Source organism: Blastomonas ursincola (assembly GCF_013607875.1).
Taxonomy (GTDB): Bacteria; Pseudomonadota; Alphaproteobacteria; order Sphingomonadales; family Sphingomonadaceae; genus Blastomonas; species Blastomonas ursincola.
Map to the genome: position 1 here is coordinate 1,565,656 of NZ_VDES01000002.1, position 16,383 is coordinate 1,582,038.

The 16,383-nt window shown below is 66.8% G+C and carries 15 protein-coding genes and 2 tRNA genes; 8 read left to right on the plus strand and 9 right to left on the minus strand.

What is annotated here, in order from left to right; all coding sequences use genetic code 11:
- The first annotated feature begins 2 nt into the window (after positions 1-2).
- A tRNA-Ile gene (locus tag FG486_RS13615) sits at positions 3-79 on the plus strand.
- Positions 80-126: 47 nt separating this feature from the next.
- Positions 127-203 (plus strand) — tRNA-Pro (locus FG486_RS13620).
- Between the two features lie 19 nt (positions 204-222).
- Here the strand turns inward: FG486_RS13620 and FG486_RS13625 are convergent.
- Entirely contained in the window at positions 223-1,377 is a 1,155-nt protein-coding gene (locus FG486_RS13625) for an aminotransferase (protein WP_181267876.1), read from the minus strand.
- A 194-nt stretch (positions 1,378-1,571) separates the two neighbouring features.
- Between FG486_RS13625 and FG486_RS13630 the strand changes: the two genes are divergently transcribed.
- From FG486_RS13630 to FG486_RS13640, 3 genes are all read left to right on the plus strand, one after another.
- Entirely contained in the window at positions 1,572-2,264 is a 693-nt protein-coding gene (locus tag FG486_RS13630; protein ID WP_066284533.1) for a VIT1/CCC1 transporter family protein, read from the plus strand.
- A gap of 664 nt (positions 2,265-2,928) precedes the next feature.
- Positions 2,929-3,288 carry a thiol-disulfide oxidoreductase DCC family protein gene (locus FG486_RS13635; protein ID WP_181267877.1) on the plus strand — a complete coding sequence of 120 codons (360 nt, stop codon included), beginning with the start codon at positions 2,929-2,931 and terminating at the stop codon, positions 3,286-3,288.
- The gene (locus FG486_RS13640; RefSeq protein ID WP_181267878.1) at positions 3,285-4,481 is read left to right on the plus strand and encodes an FAD-binding domain-containing protein; all 1,197 of its coding nucleotides are present in this window, start codon (positions 3,285-3,287) and stop codon (positions 4,479-4,481) included. Before FG486_RS13635 ends, FG486_RS13640 begins: the two co-directional genes overlap by 4 nt.
- Before the next feature lie 51 nt (positions 4,482-4,532).
- On the opposite strand, the gene lexA is transcribed toward FG486_RS13640, so the two are convergent.
- From lexA to FG486_RS13680, 8 genes are all read right to left on the minus strand, one after another.
- Complete coding sequence (lexA, locus tag FG486_RS13645) at positions 4,533-5,255, minus strand: transcriptional repressor LexA (RefSeq protein ID WP_181267879.1); 723 nt, start codon at positions 5,253-5,255, stop codon at positions 4,533-4,535.
- A gap of 87 nt (positions 5,256-5,342) precedes the next feature.
- Positions 5,343-6,545: a molybdopterin molybdotransferase MoeA gene (locus tag FG486_RS13650; RefSeq protein WP_181267880.1), complete on the minus strand. Its 1,203-nt coding sequence runs from the start codon at positions 6,543-6,545 to the stop codon at positions 5,343-5,345.
- A complete protein-coding gene (moaC, locus tag FG486_RS13655; protein ID WP_181267881.1) occupies positions 6,545-7,015 on the minus strand; it encodes a cyclic pyranopterin monophosphate synthase MoaC in 471 nt (156 codons plus the stop codon). Before moaC ends, FG486_RS13650 begins: the two co-directional genes overlap by 1 nt.
- Positions 7,015-7,809, minus strand: a complete 795-nt coding sequence (gene trpC, locus FG486_RS13660; protein WP_181267882.1) for an indole-3-glycerol phosphate synthase TrpC — start codon at positions 7,807-7,809, stop codon at positions 7,015-7,017. The genes moaC and trpC overlap by 1 nt, the downstream gene beginning before the upstream one ends.
- Complete coding sequence (gene trpD / locus FG486_RS13665) at positions 7,806-8,807, minus strand: anthranilate phosphoribosyltransferase (RefSeq protein WP_181267883.1); 1,002 nt, start codon at positions 8,805-8,807, stop codon at positions 7,806-7,808. Before trpD ends, trpC begins: the two co-directional genes overlap by 4 nt.
- Positions 8,804-9,424, minus strand: coding sequence for an anthranilate synthase component II (locus FG486_RS13670; protein ID WP_181267884.1), 621 nt, complete (start codon positions 9,422-9,424; stop codon positions 8,804-8,806). Before FG486_RS13670 ends, trpD begins: the two co-directional genes overlap by 4 nt.
- The gene (locus FG486_RS13675) at positions 9,421-10,941 is read right to left on the minus strand and encodes an anthranilate synthase component I family protein (protein WP_181267885.1); all 1,521 of its coding nucleotides are present in this window, start codon (positions 10,939-10,941) and stop codon (positions 9,421-9,423) included. The genes FG486_RS13670 and FG486_RS13675 overlap by 4 nt, the downstream gene beginning before the upstream one ends.
- The gene (locus tag FG486_RS13680; RefSeq protein WP_181267886.1) at positions 10,941-12,884 is read right to left on the minus strand and encodes a peptidylprolyl isomerase; all 1,944 of its coding nucleotides are present in this window, start codon (positions 12,882-12,884) and stop codon (positions 10,941-10,943) included. Before FG486_RS13680 ends, FG486_RS13675 begins: the two co-directional genes overlap by 1 nt.
- A 216-nt stretch (positions 12,885-13,100) precedes the next feature.
- On the opposite strand from FG486_RS13680, the gene tpiA reads away from it, so the two are divergent.
- From tpiA to FG486_RS13695, 3 genes are all read left to right on the plus strand, one after another.
- Positions 13,101-13,847 carry a triose-phosphate isomerase gene (tpiA, locus tag FG486_RS13685; RefSeq protein WP_082751245.1) on the plus strand — a complete coding sequence of 249 codons (747 nt, stop codon included), beginning with the start codon at positions 13,101-13,103 and terminating at the stop codon, positions 13,845-13,847.
- A gap of 153 nt (positions 13,848-14,000) precedes the next feature.
- Complete coding sequence (gene secG / locus FG486_RS13690; RefSeq protein WP_066284634.1) at positions 14,001-14,423, plus strand: preprotein translocase subunit SecG; 423 nt, start codon at positions 14,001-14,003, stop codon at positions 14,421-14,423.
- Positions 14,424-14,531: 108 nt separating this feature from the next.
- Positions 14,532-16,169, plus strand: coding sequence for a CTP synthase (locus FG486_RS13695; RefSeq protein ID WP_066284613.1), 1,638 nt, complete (start codon positions 14,532-14,534; stop codon positions 16,167-16,169).
- Positions 16,170-16,383: the final 214 nt, after the last annotated feature.

Here is a 16,383-nt window from a genome sequence, read left to right on the forward strand (position 1 = left end):
ACGGGCCTGTAGCTCAGTTGGTTAGAGCTGGCCGCTCATAACGGCTAGGTCGGGGGTTCGAGTCCCTCCGGGCCCACCAGTCCGTCCGGAAAGACACCGCCAGGAGCCGACCAGAGCTGGCCGGATCGGGGAGTAGCGCAGCCTGGTAGCGCATCTGCTTTGGGAGCAGAGGGTCGCAGGTTCGAATCCTGTCTCCCCGACCATTTCTACCGTCTCGGTAAGTCAGCGCAGTCCGGGCAGCGCGCGGGCGAGCCCGTCCAGCGCTGCCTGCAGCGTCGCGCGGTGCTTGGCGAAGCAGAAGCGCACCAGATGGCTGGGGGCATTTTCGGCATAGAAGGCCGAGATCGGGATCGCGGCGACGCCTGCGCTGCCAATGATCGCTTCGCAAAATGCGACATCGTCCATCGGCACCTGCGATGCGGCAAGGTCCACGGTCACGAAATAGGTCGCGGCCGAAGGGATGGTGGCAAGGCCTATGGCGTGCAGACCAGCGCAGAAAAAGTCGCGGCTCGCCTGATGCTCGGCGCGCGCCGTGGCGATCCAGGCGTCCTGGCTGTTCAGCCCCTCGGCCACCGCCCATTGCAGGTGCGGCGGGCTGGTGAAGGTGAGGAACTGGTGCGCCTTGGCCAGCACGCGTGCGATCGGCGGAGTGGCGCACATCCAGCCCAGCTTCCAGCCGGTCAGTCCGAAGATCTTGCCGGCTGAACCGATCTTCACCGTGCGCTCGCGCATGCCCGGTTGCTGCATCAGCGACCGGTGCTCAGCGCCATCATAGACCAGCGCCTCCCACACCTCGTCGCAGATCGCGATCAGATCGTGCTCTACGCAGGCCTGCGCGAGCAATGCCTGATCGTCCGGATGCGCGCAGGTGCCGAGCGGGTTCATCGGGTCGTTGAACACGATGAGCCGCGTGCGCGGGCCGATCGCGGCTGTCAGGCCGGCAGGGTCGATGCGCCAGCTCGTCCGGTCCAGGTCGACGATGCGCGCGATCCCGCCGGCACGCTGCACCAGCGGCAGATAGGCGTCGTAGAGCGGCTGGAACAGCAGGACCTCGTCGCCCGGCACGATCAGCGCGAGCAATGCGGCAGCGATGGCCTCGGTCGCGCCCGAGGTTACGACCACTTCGTCGGCGGCCAGATCGAGCGCCTGGTGCCGCGCGTACCAGCCTGCCACAGCGTCGCGCAATTCGGGCAGACCGATCATCGGCGGATACTGGTTCGACCGCTGGTGCATCGCATCGCAGGCCGCCGCGATCACTGCCGCGTTGATCGGACCATCGGGAAAGCCCTGGCCCAGATTGATCGCGCCCGTCTCGCGCGCACGCATCGACATCGCCTCGAAGATCGTGGTCGGCATGTCGCGATAGAGGGGATTCATGGCATCTCCGGCTCAGGCGGGCAGGGGGGATGGCGATGGCTTGGCATCCGATGGCTGCCTCTGTCCAGAGCCGTGGTGCCGGAATTGATCGTTGCGGCCGGGCCTCGCCTCTGGATCGGTCTGCTGCTTTGCGCCAGACTGGGCCACCAGATGCAGATAAGGGATCGCCAGTGCCAAGAACAGCCAAGCCGGGAATGCCCGTCCATGCCGAAAGCCATCAGATCGCGCGGATCGGCTGGCTGCGCGCCGCAGTGCTGGGGGCGAATGACGGGATCGTTTCGACCGCCAGCCTGATTCTGGGCGTCGCAGCCTCGGGGGCGGACCGTCAGGCGCTGCTGGTGGCGGGCGCGGCAGGGCTGGTCGCAGGCGCGATGTCGATGGCGGCGGGCGAATATGTCTCGGTCAGCAGCCAGTCGGACACCGAGGCAGCCGACCTGGCGCGCGAGCGGGCGGAACTGGCGGACGATCCCGAGTTCGAACGCGCCGAGCTGGCCGCGATCTATGTCGGGCGCGGGGTTGATCCGGTGACAGCGGATCGGGTCGCGGCGCAGATGATGGCGCACGATGCGCTGGGCAGCCATGCGCGCGACGAGTTGCACATCAACGATCTGACGGCTGCAAGGCCGCTCCAGGCGGCACTGGCCTCGGCACTGACCTTCACGGTCGGCGCGGCGCTGCCGCTGTTGCTGGCGGGCCTGCTGCCAATGGGGTCGATGGTGATGGGCGAGGCGGCAGGATCGATCCTGTTCCTCGCGCTGCTGGGCGCGGTGAGCGCCCGGGCTGGGGGTGCTCCGGTGGCACGTCCCGTGATCCGCGTCGTCTTCTGGGGTGCGCTGGCCATGGCGCTGACGGCAGGGATTGGCAGGTTGGTCGGCGCTGCGGTGTAATCGGGCCTCAGGACGATCAGACGATGACGCCGGGGCCGATGCTGGCAGCGATGAAGACGACTGAGGTGATGGCGGCGAGAGCGGAAGCGATGACGTTCATGATGGTGGTTCCCTGTGTTCGAGAGGGTCTGGAAGCGATGCGGATCAGACGATGATGCCGGGGCCGACGCTGGTAGCGACGAGGATGACCGAGCAGATGGTGGCGAGAGCGGTGGCGAGAATGTTCATGGAGAAGGTCCTTTCGATTTCGGTTTGAGGTGCGGTCTGGAGATCAGGCGACGACGCCGGGAGCGACGCTGGCGGCGATGAACAGGCTGGAGGTCAGGATGGCGAGAGCGACGGCGGCGATCTGGTTCTGGGCGTTCGAGAAGAGGGTCATGGCGGTGTCCTTTCGTGAGTATCTGGTGGTTCCGGTCGGAGTGTCCGGAGATGCCAGATACCCAGCACACGCCGTGCCAAACTGAAAAAGCTACATTATTCCAGCGGTTTAGCCTTTTTCAGGCCTGCGCAGAACATGAATGAATGCTGACTATTGGGAAAATTTCCCATTAATCGGGATGGGCATTTTCAGCGATAACAGATTCCGCGAAGCGGCATCCGTTGCGCTGGTCCTGCGCGTATCTATGTTCGACACGAGGCAGCAGAAAACGGGGCCGCGCACGGAATGAGGGACAAGCTGGAAATCTGGTATGACGGCGCGTGCCCGCTCTGTACCCGTGAAATCGCGCTGATGCGGCGCCTGGACCGGCGCGGGGCGATCGACTTTGTCGACGTATCGACGCCGGGCGGCTCTTGCCCGATCGACCGCAAGGCGTTGCTCGAACGCTTCCATGCGCGCGAAAATGGCGTGATGCTCTCGGGCGCGGCCGCCTTTGCGGCGATGTGGCGTGCCATTCCCCTGCTGCGACCGCTCGGCCTCATCGCGCGCTGGAAACCGGTGCTGGCGCTGCTCGAACGCGCCTATCTGCGCTTTCTCAAGATCAGACCACGCCTGCAGGGCCTGCTGCGCGAGCGACGGGCATGAGCGGGGTGTTCGAACCGACGCGCGCAGCGGGCCTCGCGCGGATGCACGCCTTCGTGCCGCATTCGGGCCGCGCCTATGCCGAGGGGCGCAACAGCGATCTCGGGCCCGGTCGGCCCAGCGCCGTGTCGCAGCTTTCACCCTGGCTGCGCTTTCGCCTGCTGAGCGAGCAGGAAGTGTGCGCGGCGGTGCTCGAGAAGCATTCGCTCGCGGCGGCCGAGAAATATGTGCAGGAGGTGCTGTGGCGCACCTATTGGAAGGGCTGGCTCGAGATGCGGCCCGGCATCTGGACCCGCTTCGTCGAGGAGCGCGATGTGCAGCGCGAGCGGCTGCGCAATGTCCGCGCGCTCGAACAGGCCGAGCAGGGGCGCACCGGCATAGAGGGCTTCGATGACTGGGCGCGCGAGCTGGTCGAGACGGGGTATCTGCACAATCACGCGCGTATGTGGTTCGCCTCGATCTGGATCTTCACGCTGCGGCTGCCCTGGGCGCTGGGCGCGGATTTCTTCCTGCGCCACCTGATCGATGCCGATGCGGCGAGCAACACATTGTCCTGGCGCTGGGTCGCTGGATTGCAAACGGCGGGCAAGACCTATCTCGCCACCGCCGACAATATCGCGCGCTATACCGGCGGGCGGTTTGCGCCGAAGGGGCTGGCGGAGATCGCGGAACCGCTGACCGAAGCACCGGTGCCTGCTGCTACTCCTTTGGGTGAGGCCGGGTCTGCCAGGGGTGCGCCGGCGCTGCTGCTGGTCACGAGCGACGACATGCACCCGGATGAAGCGTTGCTCCGCGAGGCCGATATCCGGGGCACCTGCATTGCTGCCGATCGGGCGCTGCTCTGGGGCGACAAAGCAGGCGCCTTTGTTGCGGACGCTGCGCGCGACATGGCTGCGGCGCTCGGCGAAACCGGCAAGGCGCCGGTGAAGCGGATAGATGCCCTGAATGCCGGGGCGATCGTGCAGGCGTCGCGTGAGGCGGGCGTGAAACGGGTGGTGACGCCTTATGCGCCGGTCGGGCCGGTGGCGACGCGGCTGGCGGACATCGCCAAGGCACTAGAGGGCGAAGGGATCGAACTCGTGCAGGTCCGCCGCGATTGGGACGAGACCTTCTGGCCGCACGCGCGCAAGGGCTTCTTCCCGTTCAAGCAGCATATGGGGCGGCTGCTCGAGGATATGGGGCTCACCCGCACCTGAAACGGGGCGTGAGCGAAACGGGCCCGGCGCTTGCCGGGCGCGCGGTCGGCATCAGTGATAGCGGCGCAGCAGGCCCGCGAGCTTGCCCTGCACCTGCACCTCGTGCGGCGCGTAATATTGCGGCGCATACGACGCATTGGCGGGATCGAGCCGGATGCGGCCGTTCTCCCGGCGCAGATATTTAAGCGTCGCTTCCTCGCCGCGCACCAGCGCGACCACGATCTCGCCGTCGCGCGCGGTTTCGGTGCGCTTGATCAGCGCGAAATCGCCGTCGAGAATGCCCGCCTCGACCATGGAATCTCCCGACACTTCGAGCGCATAATGCTCGCCCGCGCCGAGCAAAGCGGCGGGAACGGGCAGGATCTCGGTGCCCTCGAACGCCTCGATCGGCGCACCGGCAGCGATGCGACCGTGCAGCGGGATATCGAGCACATTGCTGTTGGCAGGCTCTGGCAACACCGCCTTGCGCACCGTATCCATGCTGACGACATTGCTCCGCGCAGCATCGGCGCGCGCGGCGGCAGCGGCAGCGAGTTCCTTCTCGCGCGGCTTCACGCTCGACTCGGGTAATTTCAGGATCTCGAGCGCGCGCGCCCGGTTGGGCAGGCGGCGGATAAAGCCGCGTTCCTCGAGCGCGCTGACCAGCCGATGCACGCCCGACTTGGACTTGAGATCGAGCGCTTCCTTCATTTCCTCGAACGAGGGCGAGACGCCATCGGCCTCCAGCCGTTCCTGGATGAAGCGGATCAGGTCATGTTGCTTGCGGGTCAGCATCGCCGATGTTCCTTTTCTGCGCCGAACCTACGTTCGAACGAATACGGAACAATTACGAAACAAAGACGGTCAGGTCAAGACTTTGTGTCAAGAGCCTTGGCGAAGCGCGATATAATCGACTGGGTCGCCCGGTTCAGCCGCTGACGCGCTGATGGGCCTTACCACCAGTGCGTCGGCCTGGTGCAACGCGAGCAGGGCGCCGCTGTCCTGATTGCCCAGGCGCACCAGCCGTCCGTCCTGCCAGCGCGCGCGGACGAAATCCTGACGCAGGCCGTTTGCGGGAAAGGTCTCCCCTGCGATCGCTTGCGAGATGATCGGCGCAAGCGACGGATATCCCAGCATCCTGCGCACCAGCGGCAGCAGCAGCAGCGTCGCGGTGACATAGGCGGATACCGGATTGCCTGGCAGGCCAAGCACGATGGCCTCACCCAGCCGCCCGACCATCACCGGCTTGCCCGGCCGCATCGCGATCCGCCAGAAATCGACTGTGCCGCCGCAATCGGCAAGCGCGGGCTGGATGAGGTCATGGTCGCCGACCGATGCGCCGCCGGTGGTGACGATGACATCGGCCTGGCGGTGCGCGTCGAGCGCGGCGGCGATGGTGGCGCGGTCATCGGGCAGCAGTGGCGGGACGGCTAGATCGCAGGGCAGGGCCGACAGCAAGGATGCGAGCATAACGCCGTTGCTCGCCGGAATATGCGCGGGCGAGGGGAGCGCTTCACCCGGCGGCACCAGTTCGTCGCCGGTGCTGAGGATGGCTATGCGCGGTCGGGGAAGGACTCTCAGATTCCCGTGCCCGGCCATCGCCGCGAGCGCGATCAGCCGCGCGTCGATCACCGCGCCAGCCTCGGCGAGCAGTGCCCCGTGCGCGAAATCATGGCCTGCGCGGCGGATATGCGCGCCGGGGGCGGCGGGGCCGTCTCCGGTCAGCGTCAGCCGCTCGCCGTCGCGCGCGACATCCTCCTGCACCACGACGCAGTCCGCGCCAGCGGGGACCGTCGCGCCAGTGGAAATGCGCGCGGCCTCGCCGGGTCCGATCGCGCCTGCAAAGGGCCGTCCCGCCGCGCTTTCGCCGATCACGCGCCATGGGCCGGGCAGATCCGCGCCGCGCACCGCATAGCCGTCCATCGCGGACAGATCGGCGGCGGGCTGGCTGCGCAGCGACACCAGAGGTTCGGCCAGGGTGAGGCCGGTCGTTTCGACCAAGGGCAGCGAAATGGCGGGGCGGGGATCGGCGAGCGCGAGCAGGCGGTCGCGTGCTTCGTCGAGCGCGATCAGCCCGCCCGCCATCAGCCGGCCGTCCAGTCGCCCGACTTGCCGCCGCTCTTGGCGAGCAGCCGCACGGGTCCGATGACCATGCCCTTGTCGAGCGCCTTGGCCATGTCGTAGATCGTCAGCAGCGCGACGCTCGCGGCGGTCAGCGCCTCCATCTCCACGCCGGTCTTGCCGTTGGTCCGCACGCGGGTCTCGACGCGCACGCCGGTGTCGACATAGTCGAAATCGACCGAGACGCTGGCGATCGGCAGCGGGTGGCACAGCGGGATCAGGTTGCTGGTCTGCTTGGCGGCCATGATGCCCGCGATGCGCGCGGTGCCCAGCACGTCGCCCTTCTTGATGTCGCCCGCGCGGATCGCGGCGATCACTGCCGGGGCCATGGCGATCACGCCCTCGGCCACCGCCTCGCGCACGCTATCGGCCTTGGCGGAGACATCGACCATCTGCGCCGCGCCGGTGGCGTCGAGATGGGTGAGCTTGTCCATCAGGCCGCCGCTCCGGTGAGGAGGGTGCGCGTGGCGATCGTCACGTCGGGCTGGCGCATCAGCGATTCGCCGACCAGGAAGCTGCGCACGCCGTGGTTGCTGAGCCGCAGGCAATCGTCATGGCTGTTGATGCCGCTTTCGGACACCGCGATCCGGCCTTCGGGGATCATGCCGACCAGCCGTTCGGTGGTGGCGATATCGGTGACGAAGCTGCGCAGGTCGCGATTGTTGATGCCGATCAGCGGCGATTTGAGCTTGAGCGCGCGTTCCATCTCGGCCTCGTCATGCACCTCGACCAGCACGTCCATGCCGTGGGCGAACGCGGCGCTTTCGATCTCGGCCATGGTCGCGTCATCGAGCGCAGCTACGATGATCAGGATCGCGTCAGCGCCTAAGGCGCGGCTTTCGGCGACCTGCCAGACATCGACCATGAAGTCCTTGCGCAGGCAGGGCAGGTCGCACGCCGCGCGCGCGGCGACGAGATAGTCGTCATGCCCCTGGAAATACGGTTCGTCGGTCAGTACCGAAAGGCACGCTGCGCCGCCCGCCTGGTACTCGGCGGCATGTGAAGCGGGGTCGAAGTCTGCGCGGATCAGGCCCTTGGAGGGGCTGGCGCGCTTGATCTCGGCGATCAGGCCGAAACCGTCGCGCGCCTTGTCCATCAGCGCGCGCACAAAGCCGCGCGGGGCGGTGGCAGCAGCGGCGCGACGGTCAAGTTCAGTCTGCGACATCAGGGTCTTGCGCCGCGCGACCTCCTGCCGCTTGACCTCGCAAATCTCTTCCAGCTTGTTCATGCGGCGGCTTTCGTGAAATCGATCCAGCAGTTGAGCAGCGCGTTGGCGAGCCCCTTGTCGATGGCCTCGGCAGCTTCCTCGGCCCCTTCGGCGAGGCTGTCGACCTCGCCCGCGATCAGCAGCGCGGCGGCGGCGTTGAACAGCACCGCATCGCGATATGGCCCGGTCTCGCCCTGGAGCAGGCGGCGCAGCGCGGCGGCATTGTGCGCGGCATCGCCGCCACGGATCGCCTCGATCGGGTGCGTCGGCAGCCCGGCATCGCTGGCCTGCCAGCGCTTCATGATGACGCCATCGGGGCCGATGTCCGCCACCTCGTTGCCCCCCGCCAGCGACAGCTCGTCGAGCCCCTCGTCGCCCGAGACGATCAGCGAATGTTCGGTGCCCAGCATGTCGAGCGCCTCGGCATAGACATGCACATAGCCTGGCCGCGCGATTCCGATCAGCTGGCGGCGCACGCCTGCGGGATTGGCGAGCGGGCCCATCAAGTTGAAGATGGTGCGGCGGCCGATCTTCTGCCGGATCGGCTGGATGCGGCGCATCGCGGGGTGATGGTTGACCGCGAACAGGAAGCAGATGCCGATCTCGGCCAGCGACTGTTCGGCGCTGGCCCCGGCGGCGGCCATGTCCATGCCTAGCGCCTCGAGCGTGTCCGCCGCGCCCGCCTTGGACGAGGCGGCGCGGTTGCCGTGCTTGGCGACCGGCACGTCGCACGCGGCGACGACCAGCGACACCGCGGTCGAGACATTGAGCGTATGGTGCCCGTCGCCGCCGGTGCCGCAGACATCGATGGCATTGGCGGGCGCGGCGATCGGGATCACCCGGTCGCGCAAGGCCTGCGCGGCGGCGGCGATCTCGATCGCTGTCTCGCCGCGTTCGGATAGGGCGATCAGGAATTCGGCAATCGCCTCGTCGCTCACCGTGCCGTCGAGGATCGCGGCAAAGGCCTCAGCAGCGTCGTCGCGGCTCAGCGGATGCGCGGTATCGGGCAGCCGGGTCATGCGAGCAGGTCTTCGCGCATCGGCTTCACCTCGAGCCCCGCCAGCGTCATGAAATTGGCCAGCATGCGGTGGCCATGTTCGGTGGCGATGCTTTCGGGGTGGAACTGCACGCCATGGATCGGCAGCGTCACGTGGCGAAAGCCCATGACATGCGCGGTCTCGCCCGCCCGGGCCTCGACGCGCGCGTTGACGATCATCTCTGGCGGCAGGCTGGCCTCGGGCACCACCAGCGAATGGTAGCGCGTGGCGAGAAAGGGCGAGGGCAGGCCCTGGAACAGCCCGGTGTCGTCGTGCACCACGGGCGAGGTCTTGCCGTGCATCAGGCCGCCGCGCACGACCTCGCCACCGAAATGCTGGCCGATCGACTGATGCCCCAGGCACACGCCGAGCAGCGGCTTTCCGGCATCGGCACAGGCCGCGACCAGATCGAGCGAAATGCCTGCCTCGTTGGGCGTGCATGGGCCGGGCGAGATCAGGAAGGCCTGCGCATTGGTCGCCAGCGCCTCGCGCGCGCTCAAGGCATCGTTGCGCTCGACCCGCACGTCCGCGCCCAGCTCCATCAGATAGTGGACCAGATTGTAGGTGAAGCTGTCGTAATTATCGATGACGAGGATCATTGCCCGTATCCCGGTTCGCTTGCGAGGCGCAACGCTTCGCGTGCGGCGGCGAACAGGGCGCCCGCCTTGGCCTCGCATTCGCGCTGTTCATAGTCGGGCACGCTGTCGGCGACGATGCCTGCGCCCGCCTGGACGTGCATGGTGCCGTCGCGCACGATCGCGGTGCGCAGCACGATGCAGCTGTCGACCGATCCGTCGGGCGCGAAATAGCCGACGCCGCCGGCATAGGCCCCGCGTGTCTCGGGCTCCAGCGACGCGATGATTTCGCACGCGCGCACCTTGGGCGCGCCGCTGACGGTACCGGCAGGGAAGCCCGCGAACAGCGCGTCGATCGCATCGCGGCTCGGCTCCAGCGCGCCGACCACGTTGCTGACGATGTGCATCACATGGCTGTACTGTTCGACCGTGAAGCTGTCGGTGACGCGCACCGTGCCTGCCGCCGCGACGCGGCCGACATCATTGCGGCCCAGATCGAGCAGCATCTGGTGCTCGGCCAGTTCCTTGGGATCGGCGAGCAGGCTCTGCCGGTTTTCCAGGTCCTCCGCCGGCGTCTTGCCGCGCGGACGGGTTCCCGCGATCGGGCGGATGGTCACCTCGCCATCGCGCACGCGCACCAGGATTTCGGGGCTCGATCCGATCAGCGCGAGGCCGGGCAGGTCGAGGAAATAGAGAAAGGGCGAGGGGTTCACCCGGCGCAGCGCGCGGTAGAGCTCGATCGGCGGCAGCGCGAACGGCGCGGTGAAGCGCTGGGCGAGCACGACCTGGAAGATGTCGCCCGCCTCGATATAGTCCTTGGCCTTGAGCACCATCTCGCCATATCGGCCTGGCGCGAGCACGGGCTGCGGCGTCAGGCTTTCCGGATCGAGCGAGGCATCGCGCACGGTGGCAGGCAGCGGCGCGTGCAGCGCGCGTTCGGCCGCATCGAGCCGTTCTTCGGCCGCAGCGATCGCCTGCTCGGGATCGCCACTGCCGGCCCAGATCGGCGCGATCAGGAACAGTTCGTCCTTCAGCCGGTCGAAGATCAGCAGCACCGTCGGGCGTACGAACAGCATGTCGGGCAGCGTCAGATCGGATTGCGGCGCGCGCGGCAGCTTCTCGACCAGACCGATCGTCTCATAGCCGAAATAGCCGACCAGAAAGGCGAGTGCGCGCGGCAGTTCGGGCGGCACGTCCATCCGGCAGGCTTCGGCGAGGCCACGCAGCGTATCGAGCGAACCCCGCTCGCAAGGCGCGAAGGCGCCGCGATCGGTCGCCCAGGACGGATTGATCTCGGCGGCATTGCCCGAGGCGCGGAACACCAGATCGGGAGCGAGGCCGACAAAGCTGTGCCGCGCCCGGGTCTCGCCGCCCTCGACCGATTCGAGCAGGAAGTCGCCGCGCTCGGGCTCGATCAGCTTCAGCGCAGCGGACACAGGCGTTTCGGTATCGGCGATCCGCCGCCGCCAGATCAGGCTCGACCGGCCCGCAGCCAGCGCCTCGGCGGCTTGTGCGCAATTCTGGCTGGAAGGGCCCGCCATCAATTTTCCCGATTACGACCGGTCAGCTGGTCCTTCACCCGCTTGATGGCTTCCGGATTGCGCTTCACATTGGCTTCGACCTTGAGCGCCGCCAGCAGCTGCCGACCATATTCGTCGGCCATCACCTGGCCAAGCTGCTGCTGCGTCGCGGCCATCAGCTCGGGGACCTTGCTCGCATCGCCGCGATTGATCTTCGACAGATGCACGATGAACCAGCCGGTGCGGTTGGGCCCTTCGAGCACCTTGGTGGTGCCTTCGGCCATGCTGAACAGCAGCGCCACCGGCGGCGGCACGCGGCCCTGCTGCTGCATGATCGTCTGCCGGTTGGTACGGATCTGCTCGATATTGGGCAGGCGCACGCTGGTTCCGGCGACCGCCTTTTCGAGCGCCGCAGGGGTGCGCGACGACTTGGCGATGCCGTCGGCCAGCTTGCGCGCAGAGGCGAGGCCCTGCGCCAGCGCCCAGTCGGCAGCGACACGCTGGCGGACGCTGGCGAGTGGCGGCGGTGCCGCGCGCTTGATCTCCTGCACTTCGAACACGGCGAATTCCTTGCCCTGCTGCACCTCGACCAGCTGCGGCTCGGCATCTTCCTCCAGTCCGAAGGCTACGGGCAGCATCGCCTGATAGGCGCCTGTCGGAGCGAAATCGGGCCTGCCCGGCGCCTGGCCATTGGCGAGCATTTCCGGGCTGACCTGCAGCTCGAGCTTCTCGTCCTTGGCGATATCGGCAAGCGAGGCACCATCGGCGATCCGGTCTTCGAGATTGGCGGTGAAATCAGCCACCGTCTGGCGCAGCTTTTCCTGCGCGATCTCGTTTTCGAGCAGGTTGCGCACCTGCTCGACCGAACGTCCTGCAATCGCGCTGACGCTGTCGACCCGCACGACATGCCAGCCCAGCGGCGAACGTGCGGGCGCGGCAACCTTGCCTGCGGCGGTGGCGAACACGGCATTGGCGACGGCAGCAGAAGCGTTCTTGGTCAGCTCCTGCTTCGACTGGAGACCAAGGTCGATCGGCGCTAGCCCGGCTTCCTTCGCAGCAGCGGCCATGCTGGCACCACCGTTGATCTTCGCGGCGATCGCCTTTGCGGCGGCCTCGGTCGGGACGATCAGCTGTTCGACATCGCGCTTCTCGGTCGCGGCAAATTCGGCCGAACGCTTCTTGTACAGGGCCGCGATCTCGGCGTCGCTGACCTTGACCTGGTCGCGAAAGCGGTCGGTGGTGAAGGTGGCAAAGCGCAGGATGCGGCGCTCCGGAATGCGGTAGCGCGCGGCATTGGCGGCATAGAATTTCTGCAGCTGGTCATTGGTCGGCGCGGTCTTGGGCGCGAAGGCGGCCGACGGGACAAAGGCGATCTGGCCTTCGCGACCTTCCAGGATCAGCCCGGCATAAGGCAGCGCCATCTGCCGCGACAGCTTGGCGCCGAACGTCGCGGGCAGCAGCAGCTGGTCGCCCAGCAGGCTGCGGCGGATATCTTCGCGCACGCGCGCTTCGGTCAGACCCTGCTGGGCGAGCGCATTGCGGAACAGCGTCTCGTCGAACCGGCCATCCGCGCCCTTGAACGCCTGGATCCCCGCGATCTCGCTGTCGACCAGACGCTTGCTCGCGCCCAGGCCGATGCTGGCGGCGAATTCAGCCGAGGCATAGCTGCCGATCATCTCTTCCAGCACGCCGTCGATGCCGCCCTGCGCATCGAACGAGGCCATGTCGAGCTGCGGGTTGCGCTGGCGGAACTGCTGGAAGGCGTTGGTGACGGTGGTCGAGAACTCGCCGGTGCCGATTTCCTCGCCGCCGATCTGGGCGACGCTTTCGTTGCCCACTCCGCCAAAGCTCGCGCCGCCGGTGACATCGGACGCCGCAAAGGCGACCGCGATCAGCGCGAGAAAGATCAGGCTGACGACAACCCCGATCTTGGAATTGAAGAAGGAACGGAAAAAGGTGATCATCGGTCGGTCCGCCAAAGCGCCGGGCGTGCGATGACCCGGCCTCGTGAAAATGCGGGCTGGCTTTAGGGGGCTTTGCCGCGCGCTTCAACCCTTGGCGCCGCTGTACCAGCTGTAAACTGCGCGTGGCCTGAGTGGCCATGCCGTGGCTGGCCAAGCGGCTCGCGATTTGCTAGCCGCGCGCCCCACAGCATAAACACAAAAGGGGAAGACAGCATCGTGGCCAGCACAGCATCTTATATCGTCGGCAACTGGAAGATGAACGGTAGCGCGGCCGATGTCGCGGTGCTGCAGGCGATCGCCGAGGCCGCCGCAGCAAACGGCCATGTCGATGTCGGCATCTGCCCGCCTGCAACGCTGATCGCGGCCTTTGCCGCCGCTGCGGGCAAGGTGCAGATCGGCGCGCAGGATTGTCATGCCAAGGCTTCGGGCGCGCATACCGGCAATCTGTCCGCCGCGATGATCCGCGAGGCGGGTGCGACCTGTTCGATCGTCGGCCATTCCGAGCGCCGCGCCGACCAGGGCGAGACCGATGCCGATGTCGCTGCCAAGGCCGAGGCGCTGCACGCTGCCGGCATGGGCGCGATCCTGTGCGTCGGCGAGACGCTGGAGGAACGCGATTCCGGCAATGCTATTGCCATCGTCACCGCGCAGCTGGCGGCGTCGCTGCCGGCATCGGCGAGCGGCGATTGGCTTTCGGTCGCGTACGAGCCGGTCTGGGCGATCGGCACGGGACGCGTGCCGGTGGCCGAGGATATCGCCGCGATGCATGCGGCGCTGCGCGCGACGCTGGTCGCGAAGCTGGGCGAGGCGGGCCAGGGCGTGCGCATTCTCTACGGCGGATCGGTCAACCCGGCCAATGCAGCCGAAATTCTGGCCATTGCCGATGTCGGCGGCGCGCTGGTCGGCGGAGCCAGCCTCAAGGCAGAGACCTTCATCCCGATCATCGAGGCCGCACCGCGCTGATCGGACCTTGGCGCGTCGAAGGCGGAGCCGCCGCGCCGGTTGCGCTGGCGCGGCCTAATCGCCCTGCCGCGCCGGTTGCGCTGGCGCGGCCTAATCGCTATGTGCGCGCCAATCCTGAAATTCATTTGCTGGGTCTGACCGTTCATGTCGTCGATTTTCCTGTTCATCACCATCGTGCAGACGCTGATTGCAGCGGCTCTGGTGGGTGTCATCCTCATGCAGCGTTCCGAAGGGGGTGGTCTGGGCGTCGGTGGCAATCCCAATGGCCTCATGTCGGCGCGTGGCGCCGGTGACCTGCTCACCCGCTCGACCGCGATCCTGGCAACGCTGTTCGTGCTGCTGAGCATCGCACTGGCGGTGATGGCGGCGAACATGCACTCGGTGGGCGATATCGATACCTCGCTCAAGCGCGGTACCCCCGCCCCGATCAGCGATCCGCTCACGGCGCCTGCTCCGGCAGCCCCTGCGGCGCCCGCCAATGGCGATCCGCTGTCGGCGGCTGGCGCGCCGGCTGCAGCGCCCGCGACGGAGGCACCTGCCGCGGCTCCGGCCCAGGGCGACGCTCCCGCCAACTGAAATTGAGGCGGGTCGGGGAGAAATCCCCGGCTGTTCACAGATTTTTGTCTTTCCTGCGGATTCGCGCGCTTGTCAGTCTTGCGCGCGAACCGCTAACGGGTTTCTCCCATGGCGCGTTATATTTTCATCACCGGCGGCGTGGTTTCCTCTCTTGGCAAGGGCCTGATGGCCGCAAGCCTGGGCGCTCTGCTGCAGGCACGCGGGTACCGCGTGCGCATCCGCAAGTTCGATCCCTATCTCAATGTCGATCCGGGCACGATGTCGCCCTATCAGCACGGCGAGGTGTACGTCACCGATGACGGCGCGGAGACCGATCTCGACCTTGGCCATTACGAGCGCTTCACCGGCGTGTCGGCGCGCCAGTCGGACAATGTGACCTCGGGCCGCATCTATCAGACGATCATCCAGCGCGAGCGGCGCGGCGATTATCTCGGCGCCACGGTGCAGGTCATCCCGCACGTGACCGATGCGATCAAGGAATTCGCCCAGGCCGAAACCGATGATCTCGACTTCGTGCTGTGCGAGATCGGCGGCACCGTCGGCGATATCGAATCGCTGCCGTTCATCGAGGCGATCCGCCAGCTGCGCAACGAGATCGGCCGCGAGAACACCCTGTTCGTGCACGTCACCCTGGTGCCCTATATCGCGGCGGCGGGCGAGCTGAAGACCAAGCCCACGCAGCACAGCGTGCGAGAGCTCACCTCGCTGGGCATCCAGCCCGACATCCTGCTGTGCCGCTGTGAAAAGCCGCTGCCCGATTCCGAGCGCGCCAAGATCGCGCAGTTCTGCAACGTCCGCAAGGAAGCGGTCATCCCCGCGCTCGACGCCCGCAGCATCTATGCCGTGCCGATGCAGTATCACCGCGAAGGGCTGGACAGCGAAGTGCTGCGCGCCTTCGGCATCACCGATGCGCGCGAACCCGACCTTTCGCGCTGGGTCGATATCATGGAGCGCCATGAGCATCCCGAGGGCGAGGTGACGATCGGCGTGGTCGGCAAATATGTCGGCCTGCAGGATGCCTACAAGTCGCTGCACGAGGCACTGGTGCACGGCGGCCTCGCGAACCGGGTCAAGGTGCATGTCAAATGGCTCGATGCCGAGCTGTTCGAAAAGCTGCCCGACGACGAGCTGGCGGCCGTGCTCGAACCGATGCACGGCATCCTGGTGCCCGGCGGTTTCGGCGAGCGCGGCAGCGAGGGCAAGATTTCCTCGGTTCGTTTCGCGCGCGAACGCAACGTCCCGTTCTTCGGCATCTGTCTGGGCATGCAGATGGCGTGCATCGAAGCGGCGCGGAATACCTCCGGCATCACGGCGGCCTCTACCACCGAATTCGGCGAGACGGACGAACCGATCGTCGGCCTGATCACCGAATGGATGAGCGAATCCGGTCTGCAGAAGCGCAGCGCCGAGGGCGATCTGGGCGGTACCATGCGACTGGGCGCGTTTCCGGCCAAGCTATCGGGCAACAGCCGTGTTCGCGGCATCTACGGCACCGATATGATCAGCGAACGCCACCGCCATCGCTATGAGGTCAACACGGCCTATCACGAGCGGCTGGAACAGGGCGGGCTGGTCTTTTCCGGCATGTCGCCCGATGGCGTGCTGCCCGAGATCGTCGAGCGGCCCGATCACAGCTGGTTCGTCGGGGTGCAATATCATCCCGAGCTCAAGAGCAAGCCGTTCGATCCGCATCCGCTCTTCGCCAGCTTCATCGAGGCCGCGGTTGCGCAGAGCAGGCTGGTCTGACCCAGGGCAATATAGGTTAACCCGAGGCGGCTGGGCGGTTGACATGCGTTAACCGCTTGACCCTCTTGGCGCAATTTTCCTGCGTGTTGCCCCAATTTACCACATACTGTAACGCCCATTTTACTCTATTTGACGGTGTTGTGCGGTGGCGCACAGCAGCGTAAAACGATTCGGGCAAAAGCACATCTGTCGGCGGCGACAGGGACGGCCGCAG

Bases quoted from the DNA above. Each gene is read 5' to 3' on its own strand.
- FG486_RS13625 (WP_181267876.1), bottom strand. From the start codon at position 1,377: ATGAATCCCCTCTATCGCGACATGCCGACCACGATCTTCGAGGCGATG.
- FG486_RS13630 (WP_066284533.1), top strand. From the start codon at position 1,572: ATGCCCGTCCATGCCGAAAGCCATCAGATCGCGCGGATCGGCTGGCTG.
- FG486_RS13635 (WP_181267877.1), top strand. From the start codon at position 2,929: ATGAGGGACAAGCTGGAAATCTGGTATGACGGCGCGTGCCCGCTCTGT.
- FG486_RS13640 (WP_181267878.1), top strand. From the start codon at position 3,285: ATGAGCGGGGTGTTCGAACCGACGCGCGCAGCGGGCCTCGCGCGGATG.
- lexA (WP_181267879.1), bottom strand. From the start codon at position 5,255: ATGCTGACCCGCAAGCAACATGACCTGATCCGCTTCATCCAGGAACGG.
- FG486_RS13650 (WP_181267880.1), bottom strand. From the start codon at position 6,545: ATGGCGGGCGGGCTGATCGCGCTCGACGAAGCACGCGACCGCCTGCTC.
- moaC (WP_181267881.1), bottom strand. From the start codon at position 7,015: ATGGACAAGCTCACCCATCTCGACGCCACCGGCGCGGCGCAGATGGTC.
- trpC (WP_181267882.1), bottom strand. From the start codon at position 7,809: ATGAACAAGCTGGAAGAGATTTGCGAGGTCAAGCGGCAGGAGGTCGCG.
- trpD (WP_181267883.1), bottom strand. From the start codon at position 8,807: ATGACCCGGCTGCCCGATACCGCGCATCCGCTGAGCCGCGACGACGCT.
- FG486_RS13670 (WP_181267884.1), bottom strand. From the start codon at position 9,424: ATGATCCTCGTCATCGATAATTACGACAGCTTCACCTACAATCTGGTC.
- FG486_RS13675 (WP_181267885.1), bottom strand. From the start codon at position 10,941: ATGGCGGGCCCTTCCAGCCAGAATTGCGCACAAGCCGCCGAGGCGCTG.
- FG486_RS13680 (WP_181267886.1), bottom strand. From the start codon at position 12,884: ATGATCACCTTTTTCCGTTCCTTCTTCAATTCCAAGATCGGGGTTGTC.
- FG486_RS13695 (WP_066284613.1), top strand. From the start codon at position 14,532: ATGGCGCGTTATATTTTCATCACCGGCGGCGTGGTTTCCTCTCTTGGC.